This is a genomic window from Agrobacterium sp. CCNWLW155 (assembly GCF_036888815.1).
GTDB classification, from domain to species: Bacteria; Pseudomonadota; Alphaproteobacteria; order Rhizobiales; family Rhizobiaceae; genus Agrobacterium; species Agrobacterium radiobacter.
The window spans coordinates 650,665-670,399 of sequence record NZ_JBAKFW010000001.1 but is presented as its reverse complement, the minus strand read 5'-3'; the positions used below and the strand labels follow the sequence as shown (position 1 = coordinate 670,399).

General features: G+C 59.5%; 17 protein-coding genes and 2 tRNA genes. 13 read left to right on the top strand and 6 right to left on the bottom strand.

What is annotated here, in order from left to right:
- Positions 1 to 164: 164 nt before the first annotated feature.
- The 8 genes from hemN to V6S97_RS03355 all read left to right on the top strand — a co-directional run bounded on the left by hemN (position 165) and on the right by V6S97_RS03355 (position 8,264).
- Positions 165 to 1,514, top strand: coding sequence for an oxygen-independent coproporphyrinogen III oxidase (gene hemN, locus V6S97_RS03390; protein ID WP_112589929.1), 1,350 nt, complete (start codon positions 165 to 167; stop codon positions 1,512 to 1,514).
- Between the two features lie 114 nt (positions 1,515 to 1,628).
- Entirely contained in the window at positions 1,629 to 1,913 is a 285-nt protein-coding gene (locus tag V6S97_RS03385; protein ID WP_003495848.1) for an acyl carrier protein, read from the top strand.
- A gap of 89 nt (positions 1,914 to 2,002) precedes the next feature.
- Positions 2,003 to 2,482, top strand: coding sequence for a 3-hydroxyacyl-ACP dehydratase FabZ family protein (locus V6S97_RS03380; RefSeq protein ID WP_099085397.1), 480 nt, complete (start codon positions 2,003 to 2,005; stop codon positions 2,480 to 2,482).
- Between the two features lie 207 nt (positions 2,483 to 2,689).
- A complete protein-coding gene (locus V6S97_RS03375) occupies positions 2,690 to 3,886 on the top strand; it encodes a beta-ketoacyl-ACP synthase (RefSeq protein WP_060725787.1) in 1,197 nt (398 codons plus the stop codon).
- An 11-nt stretch (positions 3,887 to 3,897) separates the two neighbouring features.
- Positions 3,898 to 5,181, top strand: a complete 1,284-nt coding sequence (locus V6S97_RS03370) for a beta-ketoacyl-ACP synthase (protein ID WP_003502883.1) — start codon at positions 3,898 to 3,900, stop codon at positions 5,179 to 5,181.
- A gap of 145 nt (positions 5,182 to 5,326) precedes the next feature.
- Positions 5,327 to 6,355: a zinc-binding dehydrogenase gene (locus V6S97_RS03365; protein WP_003502882.1), complete on the top strand. Its 1,029-nt coding sequence runs from the start codon at positions 5,327 to 5,329 to the stop codon at positions 6,353 to 6,355.
- 5 nt (positions 6,356 to 6,360) lie between these two features.
- On the top strand, positions 6,361 to 7,290 hold the full coding sequence (locus V6S97_RS03360; protein WP_003502881.1) for a lipid A biosynthesis lauroyl acyltransferase: 930 nt from the start codon (positions 6,361 to 6,363) through the stop codon (positions 7,288 to 7,290).
- Positions 7,291 to 7,568: 278 nt separating this feature from the next.
- Positions 7,569 to 8,264 (top strand): hypothetical protein, encoded by a 696-nt coding sequence (locus tag V6S97_RS03355; RefSeq protein ID WP_003502880.1) that lies wholly within the window; start codon positions 7,569 to 7,571, stop codon positions 8,262 to 8,264.
- 56 nt (positions 8,265 to 8,320) lie between these two features.
- Here the strand turns inward: V6S97_RS03355 and V6S97_RS03350 are convergent, their stop codons facing one another.
- Positions 8,321 to 9,124 (bottom strand): TSUP family transporter, encoded by an 804-nt coding sequence (locus V6S97_RS03350; protein ID WP_060725789.1) that lies wholly within the window; start codon positions 9,122 to 9,124, stop codon positions 8,321 to 8,323.
- A gap of 182 nt (positions 9,125 to 9,306) precedes the next feature.
- On the opposite strand from V6S97_RS03350, the gene V6S97_RS03345 reads away from it, so the two are divergent.
- From V6S97_RS03345 to recJ, 5 genes are all read left to right on the top strand, one after another.
- Entirely contained in the window at positions 9,307 to 10,266 is a 960-nt protein-coding gene (locus tag V6S97_RS03345) for a nucleoside hydrolase (RefSeq protein ID WP_031233911.1), read from the top strand.
- A 302-nt stretch (positions 10,267 to 10,568) separates the two neighbouring features.
- On the top strand, positions 10,569 to 11,789 hold the full coding sequence (locus tag V6S97_RS03340) for an LL-diaminopimelate aminotransferase (protein ID WP_003502876.1): 1,221 nt from the start codon (positions 10,569 to 10,571) through the stop codon (positions 11,787 to 11,789).
- A gap of 61 nt (positions 11,790 to 11,850) precedes the next feature.
- Positions 11,851 to 13,161 (top strand): homoserine dehydrogenase, encoded by a 1,311-nt coding sequence (locus tag V6S97_RS03335; protein WP_020012584.1) that lies wholly within the window; start codon positions 11,851 to 11,853, stop codon positions 13,159 to 13,161.
- Positions 13,162 to 13,348: 187 nt separating this feature from the next.
- Positions 13,349 to 13,573: a hypothetical protein gene (locus V6S97_RS03330; RefSeq protein ID WP_035212441.1), complete on the top strand. Its 225-nt coding sequence runs from the start codon at positions 13,349 to 13,351 to the stop codon at positions 13,571 to 13,573.
- 95 nt (positions 13,574 to 13,668) lie between these two features.
- A complete protein-coding gene (gene recJ, locus V6S97_RS03325; protein ID WP_080570139.1) occupies positions 13,669 to 15,477 on the top strand; it encodes a single-stranded-DNA-specific exonuclease RecJ in 1,809 nt (602 codons plus the stop codon).
- 129 nt (positions 15,478 to 15,606) lie between these two features.
- On the opposite strand, the gene V6S97_RS03320 is transcribed toward recJ, so the two are convergent.
- From V6S97_RS03320 to V6S97_RS03300, 5 genes are all read right to left on the bottom strand, one after another.
- Positions 15,607 to 15,681 (bottom strand) — tRNA-Glu (locus V6S97_RS03320).
- Between the two features lie 451 nt (positions 15,682 to 16,132).
- Positions 16,133 to 16,207: transfer RNA gene (locus V6S97_RS03315), tRNA-Glu, on the bottom strand.
- Positions 16,208 to 16,582: 375 nt separating this feature from the next.
- Positions 16,583 to 17,356: an amino acid ABC transporter ATP-binding protein gene (locus V6S97_RS03310; protein ID WP_111834429.1), complete on the bottom strand. Its 774-nt coding sequence runs from the start codon at positions 17,354 to 17,356 to the stop codon at positions 16,583 to 16,585.
- A gap of 12 nt (positions 17,357 to 17,368) precedes the next feature.
- Positions 17,369 to 18,526 carry an amino acid ABC transporter permease gene (locus V6S97_RS03305; RefSeq protein WP_003502867.1) on the bottom strand — a complete coding sequence of 386 codons (1,158 nt, stop codon included), beginning with the start codon at positions 18,524 to 18,526 and terminating at the stop codon, positions 17,369 to 17,371.
- Between the two features lie 2 nt (positions 18,527 to 18,528).
- On the bottom strand, positions 18,529 to 19,725 hold the full coding sequence (locus V6S97_RS03300) for an amino acid ABC transporter permease (protein WP_003502865.1): 1,197 nt from the start codon (positions 19,723 to 19,725) through the stop codon (positions 18,529 to 18,531).
- Positions 19,726 to 19,735: the final 10 nt, after the last annotated feature.

Sequence of the window (19,735 nt, the reverse complement as noted above, 5' to 3'; positions counted from 1 at the left end):
CAAATACGGTCTCTTTGAAGGCTTGCGCCATGTAGCCGTCGTCCCCGCGTCTACTTTAGCAAGAACTTATGGCGCAATTTGATTGAAGTCAAAGTTGCAAACTGTCGCAGCCGTTACTGAAAGAGAGGAAATCGACATTTTCTTGATAAAAGGCAAATCGGGTGATGAATACCGAACTTCTTCACAAATATTCGGGTGCAGTGCCGCGTTACACGAGCTATCCGACCGCGCCGCATTTCCACGAGGGAATCGATAATGGCACCTATCACGGCTGGCTCGGCGCGCTTGGCCACAGGAATCGCATATCGCTTTATCTGCATATTCCCTATTGCGACCGGCTGTGCTGGTTCTGCGCCTGTCACACCAAGCACACGCTGAAATACGAGCCGATTGCAGTTTATCTTGAAGCACTTAAGCAGGAGATTGCGGCGGTTGGCGCGCTTGTTTCGCCTGATGCGGTGGTGAGTGCTGTCCATTTCGGCGGCGGTTCGCCCACCATGCTGAAGCCGGAGGATATGCAGAGCCTGATGGACTGTCTGCGGCGTCACTTCACCTTCGGGCTCGCACCTGAAATCAGCGTCGAGATGGACCCCAATGATCTGGACGACAGCCGCTATGATGCGCTTGCCGCCATCGGCATGTCGCGGGCGAGCCTCGGCGTTCAGGACTTCGATGACAAAGTGCAAAAAACCATCAACCGCATCCAGTCCTTCGAACAGACGAAATCCGTCGTGGATGCCGTGCGGGCGAGGGGCGTGCATTCGGTCAACTGCGACATCCTCTATGGGCTGCCGTTCCAGACCTGTGAGACATTGGAAAGGACCGTCAACCAGATCGTGTCGCTCGATCCCGATCGCATCGCGCTTTTCGGTTATGCCCATGTTCCCTGGATGAAAAAACACCAGTCGCTGATCCCCGAACACGCGCTTCCGGATATTGCCGAGCGCTACCGCCAGATGACGATGGCGGGCGCGATGCTGAAACAGGCGGGTTACAAGGCGATCGGCATCGACCATTTCGCCAAGCCGACCGATACATTATGCCAGACCGCAGAAGCCGGCGCGCTGCGACGGAATTTCCAGGGCTACACGACCGACACGGCCGATGCGCTGATCGGGCTCGGTGCATCGTCGATCGGCAGGCTGCCGCAGGGTTATGTGCAGAACATGGTGGCGACGGGGGAATATCAGCGTATGGCGGGCGAGGGCGGTCTTGCCGTCGTCAAGGGCATTGAACTGTCGGAGGAGGATCATCTGCGCTCGCATGTCATTGAACGGCTGATGTGCGATTTTTCGATCGATCTTTCGGAATTGCAGCACCGTTTCGGTAAGGTGAGCCATTCCGTGAGGGATCAGGCACAGCTGTTCGCCGCAGGCGACAGGGATGGCGTGGTGCGTCTGGATGCCGATATTTTTGCCGTGACGGAGGCTGGAAAGCCGTTCGTGCGTAACATCGCGGCAATCTTCGACACCTATCTCGGTAACGGACGCGGCCGTCATTCGGTTGCTGTTTAGGCAACAGTTTTGGGGCAAATTACAAAGTTACGTCACGAAACCATTGGCTTTTTTGTGCGACTTGCCTATGTGGTGCGTCAGACAGGATAATTCATACGAACGACAATAAGGATTATGGGCGTGACAGCTACATTCGACAAGGTTGCCGACATTATCGCCGAAACCAGCGAAATCGACCGCGAAACCATTACGCCGGAGAGCCACACGATCGACGATCTGGGCATCGACAGCCTCGACTTTCTTGATATCGTTTTTGCGATCGACAAGGAATTCGGCATCAAGATTCCGCTCGAGCAGTGGACGCAGGAAGTCAACGAAGGCAAGGTTTCCACCGAAGAATATTTCGTGCTGAAGAACCTCTGCGCCAAGATCGATGAATTGCGCGCAGCCAAGGGCTGAAGCAACGATGCCCGCTTCAGGCGGGCATTTTTCTTTCTGGACCCAGCCTGTAAAGGCGGGTCGCAACCGACCAGAGACGGGCCGGACAGATGCTGCTTGAATATTTTCAGATGATCGACAAGGTCGAGGCCGTGGACATGGCGACGCGCACGTTGAAGGCGCAGTCGATCGTTCCCGACCAGAGCCCGGTATTCGAAGGTCACTTCCCCGGCATGCCGCTGGTTCCGGGTGTGCTGCTGATCGAAACCATGGCGCAGGCTTCCGGCATGCTGGTTCTGGCCTTCAGCGATTTCGCGTCCATGCCGTTCCTGATGTCGGTCGACGGCGCCAAGATGCGCACCTTCGTGGAGCCGGGCGCGGTTCTCGACATCGAGGCCGTGCTGGAGCATGACGGTTCCGGTTTTGCCGTAACCAAAGCGAAAATCACCTCGGACGGCAAGAAGGTCTGCGACGCGCAGCTTAAATTGCGCACCATGCCGTTCAGCGAAATTCCGCTCGGGCCTATCGTCAAGAAGCGGGCGGAAGAAGTCGGCCTGATGGCGGCGATTGCCGCGGATGCGCAGAAATAAGCGTTTCCACCCGTTTCGAAGGAGAGCGTTTTCCCGTCGGCCCGGTTTTGACGCACGAAATTCGTAGGCTCGCGACGGCGGATCGGGCCTTCACCATTGCCAATCCGCATCGCGCGCTTTATTCCGCAACGCATGAAGTGGTTGTTCGCAACCGCTGTGGATAGCCGTGACCGTTTCTGCGGGGCCGGCTGCAAAGGATGACAGACGATGAAATCTGACAATGATGTGGTGATAACGGGGGTCGGCATCGTGACCTGTCACGGCGTTGGCAGCCAGGCGCATGTGGCGCTTCTTTCTGGAACCGCCGCGCCGGCGACGATTGTCGAGACCGAAAAATTCAAACCCTATCCGGTCCATCCCATGCCTGAGATCGACTGGTCCGCGCAGATTGCCAAGCGCGGCGACCAGCGCCAGATGGAAAACTGGCAGCGGCTTGGCGTTTTTGCCGCCGGTCTGGCGCTCGATGATGCCGGGCTGAAGGAAAATGCCGAAGCCTGTGCCACAATGGACATGATCGTTGCCGCCGGTGGTGGTGAGCGCGACATCAATGTCGATACGCTGATCGTCGACGAGGCGCTGAAGCGCAATGACCGCGAAAAGCTGCTCAACGAGAAGCTGACGACGGAACTGCGCCCGACGCTGTTTCTCGCCCAGCTTTCCAACCTGATGGCCGGCAACATCTCCATCGTGCACAAGGTCACCGGGTCTTCCCGCACTTTCATGGGCGAGGAAGCGGCGGGCATTTCCGCCGTCGAAACCGCATTCCACCGCATTCGCTCCGGCGAATCGAGCCACGCGCTGGTGGGCGGTGCTTTCTCTGCGGAACGTCCCGACATGATCCTGCTGTTTGAAGCCATCGGTGCACATGCGCAGGGCGGCTGGCAGCCGCTCTGGTCGCGTGGTGACCAGGACGGCGGCGGCATGGTTTCCGGTTCGCTGGGCGCCTTCCTTGTGCTGGAATCGCGCAAGCACGCCAGCGAGCGTGGCGCGCGCATCTATGCCCGCATCGACGCCATCGAGGGTGATCGCGGCAGCCGTGACGAAGGCAAGATGGAAAAGCGCATGGAGCGTCTGCTTGCCCCTGCCAAGGACGGCGCAGCCACTGTCATCTTCTCCGGCGCAAGCGGTTATGACGGTGTGACGGCCCGTGAGAAGGATATTCTCGAAAAGGCTCTGCCAAATGCTGTCATCCGCGGTTTCGGCGGTATCACCGGCCACGGGCTGGAAGCGCAGTTCCCGCTTGGGCTGGCGCTCGCGGCGCTGACCCTTGAAAGCGGCGCGAAGGTGCCGGTTTTCGATGCGGCTGAGGAAAAACCCATGGGCGAGGCGGCCAGCGAAGCCGTCGTCACCACCGTCGGCCATGTGCGCGGCGAAGGTGTCGCCGTTCTGTCCCGTGACGTGTGAGGAGAAAGACCATGACTTCCAACTTCAAGGATCATCTCGGTCGTCCCATCGTTGCCGTGACCGGCATGGGCATCATCACGTCGCTCGGGCAGGGGCTCGCCGATAACTGGGCGGCGCTGACATCGGGCAAGTCGGGCATCCACAAGATCACCCGTTTCCCGACCGAGGGGCTTTCGACGCGGATCAGCGGCACGGTGGATTTCATCGATATCCCGGTTCCGAATTCGGTCGAACGTTCCTATGCTTTTGCGCGTGAGACCACCATCGAGGCTCTGGCGCAGGCCGGTATATCAGGTGATTTCGACGGTCCGCTGTTTCTTGCAGCACCGCCAATCGAGCCGGAATGGAGCGCCCGTTTCGAGCTTGCCGACCGATCTCCGCCGGCCGCCCAGCCGGGTGACGCCTATGAGCGGTTCCTGACGGCTTTCCGTCAGCGTCCCGATCCGGCGTTTCAGGAAGCAGCACTTTTCGGCGCGATTTCCGAGCGTCTTTCCGACCGTTTTGGCACGCGCGGCCTGCCGGTCACGCTTTCGACCGCCTGTGCATCCGGCGCGACCGCGATCCAGCTTGGTGTCGAAGCAATCCGCCAGGGCCGCACCGAGCGGGCGCTGACGGTTGCGACAGACGGTTCTGTCAGCGCCGAAGCGCTGATCCGCTTCTCGTTGCTGTCGGCGCTTTCGACCCAGAACGATCCGCCGGAAAAGGCCTCCAAGCCATTCAGCAAGGACCGCGACGGTTTCGTGATCGCCGAAGGTGCGGCGACGCTGGTGCTGGAATCGCTCGAAGCCGCCGTTGCACGCGGCGCGAAGGTTCTCGGCATCATCAAGGGCGCCGGCGAAAAGGCCGACAGCTTCCACCGCACACGCTCTTCGCCCGATGGCGGCCCGGCGATCGCGACGATCCGCGCGGCACTTGCCGATGCGGGCGTGGCCGAAAGCGATATCGGTTATATCAACGCCCACGGCACCTCGACGCCGGAAAACGACAAGATGGAATATGGCTCCATGCTCGCCGTCTTCGGCGAGGGCCTGAAGAACATCCCGCTGTCGTCCAACAAGTCGATGATCGGCCATACCTTGACCGCCGCAGGCGCTGTGGAAGCGGTGTTCTCGCTGCAGACCATGCTGACCGGCACCCTGCCGCCGACGATCAACTACAACAATCCCGATCCGACCATCACGCTCGACGTGGTGCCGAATGTGAAGCGGGATGCTCAGGTGAGCGCGGTTCTGTCCAACTCCTTCGGATTTGGCGGGCAGAATGCAAGCCTTGTCATGACGCGGGAACCGGCCTGACCGGTTTCACCACTAACAGGAGCGTTTTCGCTTGAATTGCGAAAACGCTCTCGCTTCTTTGATTACGCATTCCGGCCGCAAAACCGTTACAGAGGTTTGCTGGAATAGCCCTTTAGATAAACGCCCTCGGGCGAAGGACTGATATATGCGCGCTCTTCAACTCGTGGACGACCGGAAGCTCGAAAAAGTGGACCTGCCCGAACCGGATGCTCCGGCACCGGGCGAGGTGACGCTGCGCGTCAAGGCGGTTGCGCTCAACCACATCGATGTGTGGGGCTGGCGCGGCATGGCTTTCGCCAAGCGCAAGATGCCGCTCACCATCGGTGCGGAAGCCTCCGGCGTGGTCGAAGCCATCGGTCCGGGCGTGTCGAACGTGCTGCCCGGCCAGCTCGTCGCAATCTATGGCGCGCGCACCTGCGGGCTGTGCAAACCCTGCCGCGAAGGCCGTGACAATCTGTGCGAACATGTGCAGGGCGTTCACGGTTTCCATCTCGATGGTTTTGCCCAGGAAAAGATCAATATTCCCGCCCGCCAGCTCGTGCCCGCACCGCATGGCGTCGATGCCGTTGCGGCTGCCCTCGCACCGGTCACCTTCGGCACGGTCGAGCACATGCTGTTCGACAATGCCAAGCTCGAATCCGGTGAGACGATCCTCGTGCATGCCGGCGGTTCCGGCATCGGCACAGCGGCGATCCAGCTTGCCAAGAAGATGGGCTGCACCGTCATCACCACCGTCGGCTCCGACGACAAGATCGAACGGGCGAAGGCTCTGGGCGCCGACCACGTCATCAACTACCGGACCGACCGTTTTGAAGGCGTCGTGCGCAAGCTGACGAAAAAGAAGGGCGTCGACGTTGTATTCGAACATGTTGGCAAGGACACCTGGGCGGGCTCGATGTTCTCGCTGAAGCGCGGCGGCCGTCTCGTCACCTGCGGTTCTACGTCTGGTGTCTCCACCGATATCAACCTGATGATGCTGTTCCAGCAGCAGCTGAAGCTGCTCGGCTCCTTCGGCTGCCGCATGGAAAACATGGCCAACGCCATGCAGAAGATGGCGCGTGGCATCGTGCATCCTGTTATCGACACCGAAGTCACCTTCGACGATATCGACCGGGCGCTGGAACGTATGGAGACGCGTCAGGTGTTCGGTAAAATCGTTCTGCGGATGGATTGACCGTCTTGAAGCTTTTCCTGACACGGATCGTCCTGAAACTGGACCACTTCCGGCAGTGGCTGATCGCGACATTCGCCTTCGGCCTTCTCAACCTGCTGAAGCTCTTCCCCGCCGATGCGGGCATTCGCGCCGCCGACCGGCTGGCGCGCTGGGTGGGGCCGAAGACTGGTCGCCACAAGCTGATGCTTTATAACCTGGCACGCGCCTTTCCGGAGAAGTCAGAGGAAGAGCGGCTTGCGATCGCCATGGATAGCTGGGCCAATATGGGCCGGCTTGCGGCGGAATATGTGTTTCTCGACCGGCTGTTCGATTTCGATCCGGAAAAGAACGAGCCGGGCCGCATCGAGGTCGAGGGCACCTCGACCTTCCTCGAACTGCGCGACAATCCACGACCCTTCATCGTCTTTACCGCCCATAGCGGCAATTTCGAGCTGCTGCCGGTTGCCGGCTCGGCTTTTGGTCTCGATGTGACGGTGTTGTTCCGGCCGCCCAACAATCCCTTCGTGGCTGACAAGGTTTTCAATTTCCGCAAGGAGCGCATGGGTAATCTCGTGCCCTCGCATGCCGGCTCTTCCTTCGCGCTGGCGCGACAGCTGGAAAAGGGTGGCGGCGTGGGCGTGCTCGTCGACCAGAAATTCGGCAAGGGGCTGACGACGAAATTTTTCGGCCTTGAGGTTCGTACCAATCCGCTTCTCGCCAAGCTGGTGCGGCAGTTCAACTGCGATGTTTATCCTGCCCGCTGCGTGCGTCTTCCGGATAATCGCTACAGGCTGGAAATAGAGCCCAGGGTTGAAATTCCGCGCGATGAGAAGGGCAATGTCGATATTCAGGCGACGGCGCAGCTTCTGAACGACAAGGTGGAAAGCTGGGTGCGCGAATACCCCGGACAATGGCTGTGGTATCACGACCGCTGGGACGTGAAGCATCAGATTTGACGGGATCGTGTGCGGCCGGATTTTCGGCGATTCTCACGAAATTCGACGGGAAAATCGTGCGTTTCGGTACTTTTCCATATTTGCGGAACCTCATTTTTCGTTCATGGATTATCGAAATTGAAAAATTAGCGGCTGCTGTGATATTTTGAACAACAATCCTCGCGGCGTTCCTGCGTTTCGTTACGTCATTTTTAAGCGCAAAGACGCTACAATCAGGGGATAAAGGCTTAATCCGTTCGCATAGGTAGCGGGGTTATGCCCGTTCAGGGAGAGTTGGGTTGAAAGATTTGATTGAGTTGTTCTGGCTGCGTTATACGGAACTGCAATCTGCCGTTGGTAAAAACGAAGCCGACAAGATTGCCGTGCTGGAACGTGAACTGGAACAGCTCCTCGAGCGGGTTGTCGGACGCAAGACAGAAAACTCCGAAGATATCCGCGAGCAGTTCCGTTTTGCCATCGATCTCCTCAACCACGAGGCGGAAGACCTTGGCTGCGTGCAACGCAACTCCGAGCTTCTTCGCACGCTTGTCGATCGCTACGTCGGCATGCCGTCAAAGGCGAAGGTCGTCGGTGACGAGGACGAAGACACTCTGGAGTGGCATCACCGCCATCTGATCCTCGATGAGGATATGCTCAACGATCTCGACGAGCCGGTGGTGATCGTTTCCCCTGGCTACCGCGTTTCCTTCGCCAATGCTCTCGATGCATTTCAGCGCAATGCCCCGGAAGGGCTTGTCGGCTGCCATATCGCCGAACTTGTCGGCGTTCACCGGTTCCAGAACAATCTCAGGGAAAAGCTCGACAATTGCTTCAAGGGCGATACGTCGAAATATACCTATGCGGAAGATCAGAATGGCCGCACGGTCGTCAAGTCGCTGGAAATGTCGCCGTGCTACTCGTCCGCCTACAAGCTCGTAGGTGCGATGGTGGTGATCCGCGAAATCGCCGATCGCCGTCGCCGCGCCGCTGGCTGAGGCAGCGAGGCGCTTTCCCATCGTCGTAAAGACGGGAAACGGCGTTCCACCATCCCTTATTTCGGGAAGATGGTTTCCCAGACCGTTGCGATGGACCAGGCGGACGATGCATCGACAAGAAGTTTCGTCGCCATGGCGAGACATGACAGGACGAGAAGCGGGCGTATGATCTTCGCGCCGTTTTTCATCGCGAAACGGGATCCGATCTGCGCGCCGATGAACTGGCCGACCCCCATGGCCAGGCCAAGCTTCCACAAAACCGCGCCACCCATTGCAAAGACGAGAAAGCCGCCGAAATTCGAACCGAGGTTGAGAAGCTTCGTGTGGGCGGTCGCCTTCAGCATTCCAAAACCGGCAAGGCCCACAAAGGCCAGCATGTAGAAGGACCCAGCGCCAGGGCCGAAAACACCGTCGTAAAAACCGATCAGCGGCGCGACCGCAAGCCCGAACACGAAGGGCGTGATGCGGCGGTGGCTGTCGATATCGCTGAGCTGCGGCTTGAAGGCAAAATAAAGCGCGATCGCAATCAACAGGAACGGCATGATGGCGCGCATGAGATCGGCCGGCACGAAGGCGGCTGTCAGCGCGCCGAGCATTCCGCCGGCCATGGCCATCAGCGCCATCGGCAATTGTTCTTTGAGATTCACATGGCCGCGTCTGGCATAGGCAAGGGTCGCAGAGGCGGAACCAAACTGCGCCTGCAGCTTGTTCGTGCCGAGCGTATCGAGCGGGGCGATGCCCATGATCATCATTGCGGGAATGACGATGAGGCCGCCGCCACCGGCGATGGAATCGATAAATCCGGCAAAGATGGCGACGCAGAAGAGAACGATAAAAACGTTGAGGGCGATGTCTTGCACTGGGAATGTCCGGGCAGGCGGGAGGAGAGGGCTTCTTCTTTCACCGAAAAGGCCACCGCGCAATATCTTTCTGTACGTTCGGCTGCGGGAAGGGGGATTGCGGTGTTGCCGCTTATCGTTATGTTTCCGTGGCGCGTCGCCGGAAGGCCTGATGGCGCTTGAGACATACGGATGAGGGCATTATGCATAAAGTGATATTCGATACGGATCCCGGTGTGGATGACGCCATGGCGCTTCTTTTTCTGCACCGCCATCCCGATATCGATCTGATTGGCGTCACCACCGTTTTCGGCAATGCGCCCATCGATATCACCACCCGCAATGCGCTTTTCCTGAAGCGGGAATGGCAGATGACCGCACCGGTCGCCAGGGGCGCCGGCGTGACCTTCGATCCCGCCCGCAAGGAAGGCCACTGGCCGACCTTCATCCACGGCGAAAACGGTCTCGGCGATATCGATATCCCCGAGACCATCGATCTGCCGCTCGATCCGCGTCCGGCGCATCGCTTCATCATCGAGACGGTCAAGGCCAATCCCGGTGAGGTGACGCTGATTGCCGTCGGTCGCATGACCAATCTGGCGCTGGCGCTCAGCGAAGAACCTGACTTCGCGGCGCTGGTGAAGGAAGTGATCGTCATGGGCGGCGCCTTCGACATGAACGGCAATGTGTCGCCGGCGGCCGAGGCTAATATTCACGGCGATCCTGAAGCGGCCGATCTCGTCTTCACCGCGCCCTGGCGCGTGATCGTTGTCGGTCTCGATGTGACGATGAAAACGGTGATGACCAGCGCCTTCATGGCTGACATGGCAAAGGCCGGCGGCAAGCCGGTGCAGCTGCTTTCGGACCTGTCGCAGTTCTACATCGATTTCTACAAGACCCGCACCGGCGACGGCATGGTGGTGCATGACAGCTGCGCCTGCGTCTATCTTGTGGCGCCTGAGCTTTTTGAAACCCGCAGCGGCCCGGTACGCGTCGTCTGCGGCGGGCTTGCCGACGGCCAGACGATCCAGAAGCCGGATGGCCGCGCCTTTCCGCCGGGTGACTGGGATGGGCATCCGAGCCAGCTCGTCTGCACAAATATCGAGCCGGAGCGCGTGCTTTCGGTCATCCGCGCCGCAATTGTGACCGGGGAGCGCGGCTGAAGGGCGGGAATGGCCGTTCTTGAGCATGGCTTGCCTTGCATTTTCCAAGAATCTGGCGTTATGCAAGTTCCCTGATCATAGTGCGCGATCCGCCATGCCGGAGGGGCTGAAAAGGCCGTGCCGGAAGGACGGGCGGATGGCCGCTATGCGGCGTGGGCCGAGAAAACCCCTGTAGGTTTTCCCGTGCTTTACGCTACAATGAATAACGCCTGCCGGGTCGGTTCGTGTCGGCGGCGTTTAACAACAAAAAACGAACCTTCGTTATGGACCGGAAGAACCGGTCCATTCCCATGAGGAAAGAGATGGAAGAGTTTCATAAGGTCCGGCGTCTGCCGCAATACGTCTTCGAACAGGTCAACCGTTTGAAAGCGAGCGCGCGAGCGGCCGGGGCCGATATCATCGATCTCGGCATGGGCAATCCCGACCTTCCGACCCCCAAGGCGATCGTCGACAAGCTTTGCGAGGTCGTTCAGGATCCGCGTACCCATCGTTATTCCTCCTCCAAGGGCATTCCAGGCCTTCGCCGCGCGCAGGCCGGTTATTATGCCCGCCGTTTCGGCGTGAAGCTGAACCCCGATACGCAGGTCGTCGCGACCCTCGGCTCCAAGGAAGGCTTCGCCAATATGGCGCAGGCCATCACCGCGCCGGGCGACGTCATCCTGTGTCCGAACCCGACCTATCCGATCCATGCCTTCGGTTTCCTGATGGCGGGCGGTGTTATCCGTTCGATGAATGTCGAGCCTGATGACAGTTTCTTTGGCCCGCTGGAGCGCGCCGTGCGCCACTCCATTCCGAAGCCGCTGGCGCTGATCGTCAACTACCCGTCGAACCCGACGGCGCATGTCGCCTCGCTTGATTTCTACAAGGACGTGATCGCCTTTGCGAAGAAGCACGAGATCATTGTGTTGTCCGACCTTGCCTATTCGGAGATCTATTTCGACGACAACAACCCGCCGCCTTCGGTTCTCGAAGTTCCCGGCGCCATCGACGTCGCGGTGGAGTTCACCTCCATGTCGAAGACGTTTTCCATGCCCGGCTGGCGCATGGGCTTTGCCGTCGGCAACGAGCGGCTGATCGCGGCGCTGACCCGCGTGAAGTCCTATCTCGACTACGGCGCCTTCACGCCAATCCAGGTTGCGGCGACCCATGCGCTGAACGGTGACGGCTCCGACATTGCCGAAGTGCGCAATGTCTACCGCCGCCGTCGCGACGTTATGGTCGATACCTTCGGCAAGGCCGGTTTCGAGGTTCCGCCGCCGGCTGCGACCATGTTCGCCTGGGCGAAGATCCCGGAAAAATTCCGCCATCTCGGCAGCCTGGAGTTCTCCAAGCTCCTGGTCGAGAAGGCCGATATCGCCGTTGCTCCCGGCATCGGCTTTGGCGAGATGGGCGACGATTACGTCCGTCTCGCGCTCGTGGAAAACGAGCACCGAATTCGTCAGGCAGCGCGCAATCTGAAGCGTTTCCTGTCGAGCGCAGACGAAACGATGCACAACGTCGTTTCGCTTAACGCCCACAGATAAGGGCAACCGAAGGCGGCCGGGCCTCGGCCGCCACCATCACCAGCAAATCAGGAACATACCCATGGCAGATTCATTGAGAATCGGCATAGCGGGGCTCGGCACTGTCGGCGCTTCGCTCGTGCGCATCCTCCAGCAGAGAAGCAACGAACTTGCGATTACCTGCGGACGCGCGATTGAGATTATTGCGGTGAGCGCGCGCGACCGTTCGCGCGACCGCGGCATCGATCTCAAGGGTATTACCTGGTTCGACACGCCCGAGCAGATGGCAAGCGAAGCCGATATCGACGTCTTCGTCGAACTGGTCGGCGGCGCTTCCGGTCAGGCGGAAAATGCGGTGCGCGCGGCACTCGCCCGTGGTCTCCATGTGGTGACAGCCAACAAGGCGCTGCTGGCCAAGCATGGCGTCGAACTGGCGACGATTGCCGAAGACAAGGGTGCGCTTCTCAATTTCGAAGCGGCGGTGGCCGGCGGTATCCCCGTCATCAAGGCGCTGCGCGAATCCCTGACCGGCAACCATGTGTCGCGCATCTACGGCATCATGAACGGCACCTGCAATTACATCCTGACCAAGATGGAGAAGGAAGGGCTGTCCTTCGAGGCCTGTCTGAAGGAAGCGCAGCGGCTGGGCTATGCCGAAGCCGATCCGGCTTTCGATATCGAGGGCAACGACACCGCTCACAAGCTCGCCATTCTGACCACGCTTGCCTTCGGCAACAAGATTTCGGCTGATGACATCTATCTCGAAGGCATCACCAATATCTCCAGCGAGGACATTCAGGCGGCCGCCGAACTCGGTTACCGCATCAAGCTTCTCGGCGTGGCGCAGGTGACCGAATCCGGCATCGAGCAGCGCGTGCATCCGACCATGGTGCCGCTTGATTCCGTCATTGCCCAGGTGGACGGCGTGACCAATGCGGTGGCGATCGAATCCGACATTCTCGGCGAATTGCTGATGGTCGGGCCGGGTGCCGGTGGCAACGCCACGGCGTCTGCCGTGCTGGGTGACATCGCCGATATCGCCAAGAGCCGTCCGGGCGCCCAGCAGGTGCCTGTCCTCGGTCGTCCGGCGAAATCGCTGTCGGAGTATCGCCGCGCCAAGATGAAGAGCCATGAGGGCGGTTATTTCATCCGCCTGACGGTGAAGGATCAGGCAGGCGTCTTCGCCTCCATCGCCACCCGTATGGCTGACAATAACATCTCGCTGGAATCCATCGTGCAGCGCCAGCGCGTGCATGTGGAAGGCGCGCCGCAGACCATCATCCTCGTCACCCATGCGACGATGGAAGATGCGATCCGCAAGGCCGTGAAGGCCATCAAGAACGAGAAATATCTCGTCAGTGAGCCGCAGGTCATCCGCATCGAGCGGACCTGAGACGCTTCATTATTTTGATGACACCGAGAGCCGCGCTTCCATATGGAGGCGCGGTTTTTCGTTGTATGGCTGCCTGTATAGCGCCGGTGGTCCGGCGCCCATAAAATTTGAGGGGAAGGCGTCGGAAGCGCTGGAAAACAAGGCGATTCGGCACTATGGTTAATCCTGTTCACCAAGCGAGGGAGGCGTGGCCGTGACATCGATCATCCTGTTCAAGGACAATAAGCGCGCTGGCATTGCGGCCGCCCATCACCGGGCGCGGCCTCACAATGCCAATGACAATATTCGCACTATGGAATTCGACATGGGGGAGCATGAGCGCAACTGGTGTTCGCTCGCCGTCTTCTCGCTGCTGCTGCTCGTTGGCGCTGTCTCGATCGTCAGCCCGTTTTTCTCGATTTTTTCGGTGTGAAACCTCATATGCGCGTTTTTGCTTGAAAAACGCGCCACCGCCATTTAGCCCGTCTTAAGAGCGCGATCAGGCGCATGACAGGACGAATGGACAGGATGGCAATGATGGAGCCGGCCGATACCGTGGCCCGCGCATTTTTAAGCGTGGAGCGGTCGGCGACAGAACAGCGCTGGGTATCGCGGCTGGATCAGGCCGGGCAGAACCGCGCGCTGGCCATGTCCCAGATTCACGCCATTCCCGAATTGATCGCACGCGTTCTTGCCGGACGCGGGGTGGGTGTCGATGACGCCCTGGCATTCCTTGATCCGACCATCCGCTCCCTGATGCCCGATCCGCATATGCTGACCGATTGCGAGAAGGCCGCCGAGCGGCTGGTACGCGCTATCGAGACCGGCGAGAAGGTGGCGATCTTCGGCGACTACGATGTCGACGGTGCTGCCTCTTCCGCACTGATGTATCGCTTCCTCGCGCATTTCGGTCTGACGCCGGAAATCTATATTCCCGACCGTATTTTTGAGGGCTACGGGCCGAACCCGGCGGCGATGCAGCAGCTTGCTGCCAATGGCGCGACGCTGATCGTGACGGTCGATTGCGGCTCAACCAGCCATGAATCGCTGCAGGCCGCCAGGGACGCGGGAACGGATGTCGTGGTGATCGATCACCACCAGGTCGGCACGGAGCTGCCGCCGGCGGTGGCGCTGGTCAATCCCAACCGCGAGGACGATCTTTCGGGGCAGGGGCATCTCTGTGCGGCAGGCGTGGTGTTCCTCGTGCTGGTCGCCACCCTGCGCCTATTGAAGGACAGGCGGAACCGGCAGGCCTTCACACTCGATCTGCTGTCCCTTCTCGATATCGTTGCGCTTGCCACCGTATGTGATGTGGTGCCGCTGAAGGGCCTCAACCGCGCCTATGTGGTCAAGGGGCTGATTGCTGCGCGCCACATGAACAATGCAGGTCTCGCTGCTCTGTTCAAGAAGGCGGGGCTTGGTGGCCCTGTGACGCCTTATCATTTCGGTTTCCTGATCGGGCCGCGCATTAATGCCGGCGGCCGCATCGGCGATGCGGCGCTCGGCAGCCGACTGCTGACGATAGATGATTCCTCGCAGGCCGAGGTGATCGCGGAGCGGCTGGATGAGCTGAACCGTGAGCGGCAGGCGATGGAAGCGGTGATGCTCGCGGAAGCCGAAGCGGAGGCTCTGTTCGAATATGGCGACGGCTCGGGTGCGGGCGTCATCGTCACCGCCCGGGAAAACTGGCATCCCGGCATTGTCGGCCTGCTCGCCTCGCGTCTGAAAGATCGTTTCCGCCGCCCGGCTTTCGCCATTGCTTTTGATCCCTCCGGCAAGGGCACCGGCTCCGGCCGTTCGATCAACGGTTTCGATATGGGGCGCATGGTGCGCGCCGCCGTGGAGGCCGGTTTGCTGGTCAAGGGCGGTGGGCATGCCATGGCGGCCGGTCTGACGGTTGAGCGCGCCAATCTCGGCAAGCTCAGGACCTTCTTCGAGGAGGCGGCCGCAAAGACCGTGAATGAGCTGGTGGAAAGCAGCGTGCTGAAGATCGACGGCGCCATCGGCGCCTCGGGTGCTACATTGCAGCTTGTCGACCAGTTGGAGCAGGCCGGTCCTTACGGATCGGGCCACTCGCAGCCGATCTTCGCCGTGCCGGCGCATCGTTTGCGCGATGTGCGGCTCGTGGGTACAGCTCACGTCAAGATCACGCTGGAGGCCATGGACGGCTCGCGGCTGGACGGTATAGCGTTTCGCGCCGCAGAAGCGCCTCTGGGGCAGATGCTGTTGAATGCACGCGGCAGGAACATTCACGTTGCAGGCACCGTGGGCGCCGATCTTTGGCAGGGTCAGAGGCGCGTGCAGCTGCGCGTTCTGGACGCGGCTTTCGCGCCCTGAAGGGGCCTTCGCACTTACCTTGAACTTTATGGAACACTGTCTCTGGCGAATGGCCGAGACGCGCCAATGCGTCTTCACGCTACGCGCTAAGATTTTCGTGCAGACTACTGATTTTTATGGAGAAGCAAGTGGCACGCCCTAGGGGAGTCGAACCCCTCTTTTCAGAATGAAAATCTGACGTCCTAACCGATAGACGAAGGGCGCGTGCGCTTGTGGTGTGGCGCCCTTATAGTCAGGCTCCCGTTGCTCCGCAAGCGGAAAAATTGATTTTTTTCGCTTCCTGACGAGTTTTTTTATGGAAGCCGGAACGGCTGTGGAAAACTGCGCCGGGACTGGCCAAGGCCTTGAAATTTCGCCGCTATCACTGCGCGCCGGCAATGCCTGCATGCCTCGTGGAAGGCCCGGGGCGTGCTTTTCCAACCCTTAGCTGGCATCTGCTGCCCGCCAGAAAGAACCGACGTTGTGATTTGGCTGGAAGGGGAAAGGCAAGCCGGTCGATTTGCCCGCTGGCGCTTCATCCGGCTTGCCTTCCATCGGGGGACAGCACTCTAACGTGTCGCCCGGGAATCGGTTCCGGCGCATCGATCACGCGTGACGAATTCGCGATCTACGAATCTGCTTTATATTTTCGAAGGGGGGGGAACACGAAGGCAAGTGGCACGCCCTAGGGGAGTCGAACCCCTCTTTTCAGAATGAAAATCTGACGTCCTAACCGATAGACGAAGGGCGCGTGCGCTTGTGGTGTGGCGCCCTTATAGTCAGGCTCCCGAAGGTCTGCAAGCGGAAAAATGCATGATTTGACAAAAAAATGACATGGACCGCCAGAAGCCCTGAGAAACAAGGATTCTTGTTTCGTAACAAATGGTTAAATGGTCGGGCTGTGGCTATTTTTGAGGCCTGTTGCTTTGGATGTGGGCTGTGAAACGACGACTCAGCACAAGCGTAGGCTGGATTGGAACTAACGGCGAGGCAGTAATGAGGTAGAACATATTTGCCGTCATCCTCGCCCCTAAGGCGAGGATGACGGTGGGTGTGGCCACTGTTTCTGCAATAAAAAACGGGGCCGAAACGGCCCCGTTGGATGATGCGTTGATGGTAAAAGTTCTCAGTGCAGAATCTGGCTGAGGAACAGCCGGGTGCGCTCGTGCTGCGGATTGTCGAAGAATTCGGCGGGCGAGTTCTGTTCGACGATCTGGCCCTGGTCCATGAAGATGACGCGGTTTGCCACCTGGCGGGCGAAGCCCATTTCGTGGGTCACGCACAGCATCGTCATGCCGTCTTCGGCAAGGCTGACCATGGTGTCGAGCACTTCCTTGACCATTTCCGGGTCAAGCGCCGAGGTGGGTTCATCGAACAGCATGATCTTCGGCTTCATGCAGAGCGAACGGGCAATCGCCACGCGCTGCTGCTGGCCGCCGGAGAGCTGGCCGGGATATTTATGAGCCTGCTCGGGGATCTTGACGCGCTTCAGATAGTGCATCGCCACTTCTTCGGCTTCCTTCTTGGGCATCTTGCGAACCCAGATCGGCGCCAGCGTGCAGTTCTCGAGGATCGTCAGATGCGGGAAGAGATTGAAGTGCTGGAACACCATGCCAACCTCGCGGCGCACCTCGTCGATCTTCTTCAGATCGTTGGTGAGCTCGATGCCATCGACATTGATCGTACCCGACTGATGTTCTTCCAGCCGGTTGATGCAGCGGATCATGGTCGACTTGCCCGACCCCGAAGGACCGGCGATGACGATGCGCTCGCCTTTCATGACCTTCAGGTTGATGTCGCGCAGGACGTGGAAGTCGCCATACCACTTGTTCATGCCGATGAGTTCGATCGCTACGTCCGTTGTCGAGACGGTCAGTTTTTTTGTTTGGGTTTCTGCCATTTTGAGCGTCCCTTATCGTTTATGCCCGGTGTCGAGGTGCCGTTCCATGAACAGCGAATAACGCGACATGCCGAAGCAGAATATCCAGAATACGAAACCTGCGAAAATATAACCTGTCATTGCGGTGACGGGTGTCGCCCAGTTCGCATCCGATTGGTTGAGTGTGACAATGCCGAGCAGGTCGAACATGCCGATGATCGAAACCAGCGACGTGTCCTTGAAAAGCCCGATGAAGGTGTTGACGATACCAGGAATGACGAGCTTAAGCGCCTGCGGTAGCACGATCAGTCTCGTCTTCTGCCAGTAGTTCAGGCCGAGCGAATCCGCCCCTTCATATTGTCCCTTCGGAATGGCCTGCAGGCCGCCGCGGATAACCTCCGCCATATAGGCGGATGAGAAAAGCGACACGCCGACAAGAGCGCGCAGGAACTTGTCGAAGGTCCAGCCGTCGGGCAGGAACAGCGGCAGCATGATGCTGGCGAAGAACAGCACGGTGATCAGCGGGATGCCTCTGATGACTTCGATGAAGAGCACGCAGAGCATCTTGATGACCGGCAGGTTCGACCGTCGGCCGAGCGCCAGGAGAATGCCGAAGGGGAGCGACACGGTGATCCCGAAGAAGGACAGGATGAGCGTTACCATCAGGCCACCCCACAACTGCGTTTCCACCTTCGGCAGGCCGAAGACGCCGCCGATGAGCAGGAAAAACGCAATGAAGGGCAAGATGATGAAAAGCACCAGCGCGTTGAGGCGCTTGAAAGGCGCTTTTGGAATCAGCATCGGTATCAGCAGGATGGCGAATGTCACCATCACGAGGATGGGACGCCAGCGTTCGTCGATCGGATAGCGGCCGAAGACGAATTGTCCGAGCTTTGCCGAAACGAAAGCCCAGCACGCACCGGACTGGCCGTCCGGCAGCGCGCCGCCCTGCGAAGCGGTCAGGCAGGCGATACGATCGCTGCCGGTCCACACCGCGTCAATGAACAGCCACTTGATGACCGGCGGCACCAGATAGGCGAGCAGGGCAAGGGCGATCACCGTCAGGACCGTGTCCTTGGGGGTGGCGAAGAGTTTGGTGCGCAGCCAGTGACCGAAGCCGACGGCGCTCGAGGGCGCGGGTCTGGCGTCCTCGATGGTCTGCCGCACGAAAGCGTGATTGCTTGTTGTCATCGTCATCTCTCCACCAGGGCCATTTTCGCGTTGAACCAGTTCATGACCACGGCCGTGAGCAGGGACAGCGAGAGATAGATGACCAGCCAGATCGCAACGACTTCGACCGCCTGACCCGTCTGGTTCAGGATCGTGCCGCCGACGGAGACGATGTCGGCGAAGCCGACCGCGACCGCAAGCGAGGAGTTCTTGGTCAGGTTGAGATATTGACTTGTCAGCGGTGGGATGATGATGCGCATCGCCTGCGGAACGACGATCAGGCGCGTCGTGGTGCTGGAACGAAGCCCGAGCGCATCCGCAGCTTCCGTCTGGCCCTTCGCCACGGCCTTGATGCCGCCGCGAACGATCTCGGCGATGAAGGAGGCGGTGTAGAAGGAAAGCGCCAGAAACAGCGACATGAATTCAGGTGCGACGACCGCGCCGCCCGAGAGGTTGAACCGCCCGGCAATCGGGTAGTCGAAGGTCAGCGGTGAGCCGAGCGCGAGAAATGTCGCGGCCGGTAGGCCGATGATGAGAAGTGTAGCCGTGATCCCGGTGCGGAACTGCTGACCGGTCTTTTCCTGTCTCGCCTTTGCCCAGCGGTAAATGAAAAAGCTGATGACGATGGCGACCAGAAGGGCGAGCGGTATCAGCCACGTGCCTTCGCCCCAAAGGGGCTTCGGAAAGAAGAAACCGCGATTGTTGAGGTAGCTTCCGAGCGGAAGCTCCAGCGAATCACGCGCCTGCGGCAGGACTGAGATGACGCCCTTGTACCAGAAGAAGATGACGAGCAGGGGCGGGATGTTGCGGAAGATTTCCACATAGGCCTGCGCGAGCTTCGAAATCAGCCAGTTGCTGGACAGCCGGGCGATACCAACGATGAAACCGATGATCGAGGCGGCGATGATGCCAAAAAACGCAACCTGGATCGTGTTGAGAATGCCAACGAGCAAAGCCCGGCCATAGGTCGCGTCGCTGGTATAAGCGATCAGCGACTGGCCGATATCAAAACCGGCTCTTCCGTTGAGGAATCCGAAGCCGGACGAAATGTTTGACCGTTGAAGATTGGTGATCGTATTCGTCACGATGATCCAGACGAAGGCGGCCAGGATGACGACTGTCAGGACCTGATAGAAAATTCCGCGTATGCGTGGATCGTAGATAAGTGACGACGCGCTTTGCGCGCGCGATCGTTGCGAACTGACCGCGTTGCCTGCCATAGGCACCTTT

Excerpts from the sequence above, each read along its gene's own strand:
- V6S97_RS03375 (WP_060725787.1), top strand. The coding sequence starts at position 2,690 with ATGAAATCTGACAATGATGTGGTGATAACGGGGGTCGGCATCGTGACC.
- V6S97_RS03345 (WP_031233911.1), top strand. The coding sequence starts at position 9,307 with ATGCATAAAGTGATATTCGATACGGATCCCGGTGTGGATGACGCCATG.
- V6S97_RS03365 (WP_003502882.1), top strand. The coding sequence starts at position 5,327 with ATGCGCGCTCTTCAACTCGTGGACGACCGGAAGCTCGAAAAAGTGGAC.
- V6S97_RS03385 (WP_003495848.1), top strand. The coding sequence starts at position 1,629 with ATGGGCGTGACAGCTACATTCGACAAGGTTGCCGACATTATCGCCGAA.
- V6S97_RS03370 (WP_003502883.1), top strand. The coding sequence starts at position 3,898 with ATGACTTCCAACTTCAAGGATCATCTCGGTCGTCCCATCGTTGCCGTG.
- V6S97_RS03335 (WP_020012584.1), top strand. The coding sequence starts at position 11,851 with ATGGCAGATTCATTGAGAATCGGCATAGCGGGGCTCGGCACTGTCGGC.
- V6S97_RS03305 (WP_003502867.1), bottom strand. The coding sequence starts at position 18,526 with ATGACAACAAGCAATCACGCTTTCGTGCGGCAGACCATCGAGGACGCC.
- hemN (WP_112589929.1), top strand. The coding sequence starts at position 165 with ATGAATACCGAACTTCTTCACAAATATTCGGGTGCAGTGCCGCGTTAC.
- V6S97_RS03310 (WP_111834429.1), bottom strand. The coding sequence starts at position 17,356 with ATGGCAGAAACCCAAACAAAAAAACTGACCGTCTCGACAACGGACGTA.
- V6S97_RS03340 (WP_003502876.1), top strand. The coding sequence starts at position 10,569 with ATGGAAGAGTTTCATAAGGTCCGGCGTCTGCCGCAATACGTCTTCGAA.
- recJ (WP_080570139.1), top strand. The coding sequence starts at position 13,669 with ATGGCAATGATGGAGCCGGCCGATACCGTGGCCCGCGCATTTTTAAGC.
- V6S97_RS03300 (WP_003502865.1), bottom strand. The coding sequence starts at position 19,725 with ATGGCAGGCAACGCGGTCAGTTCGCAACGATCGCGCGCGCAAAGCGCG.
- V6S97_RS03380 (WP_099085397.1), top strand. The coding sequence starts at position 2,003 with ATGCTGCTTGAATATTTTCAGATGATCGACAAGGTCGAGGCCGTGGAC.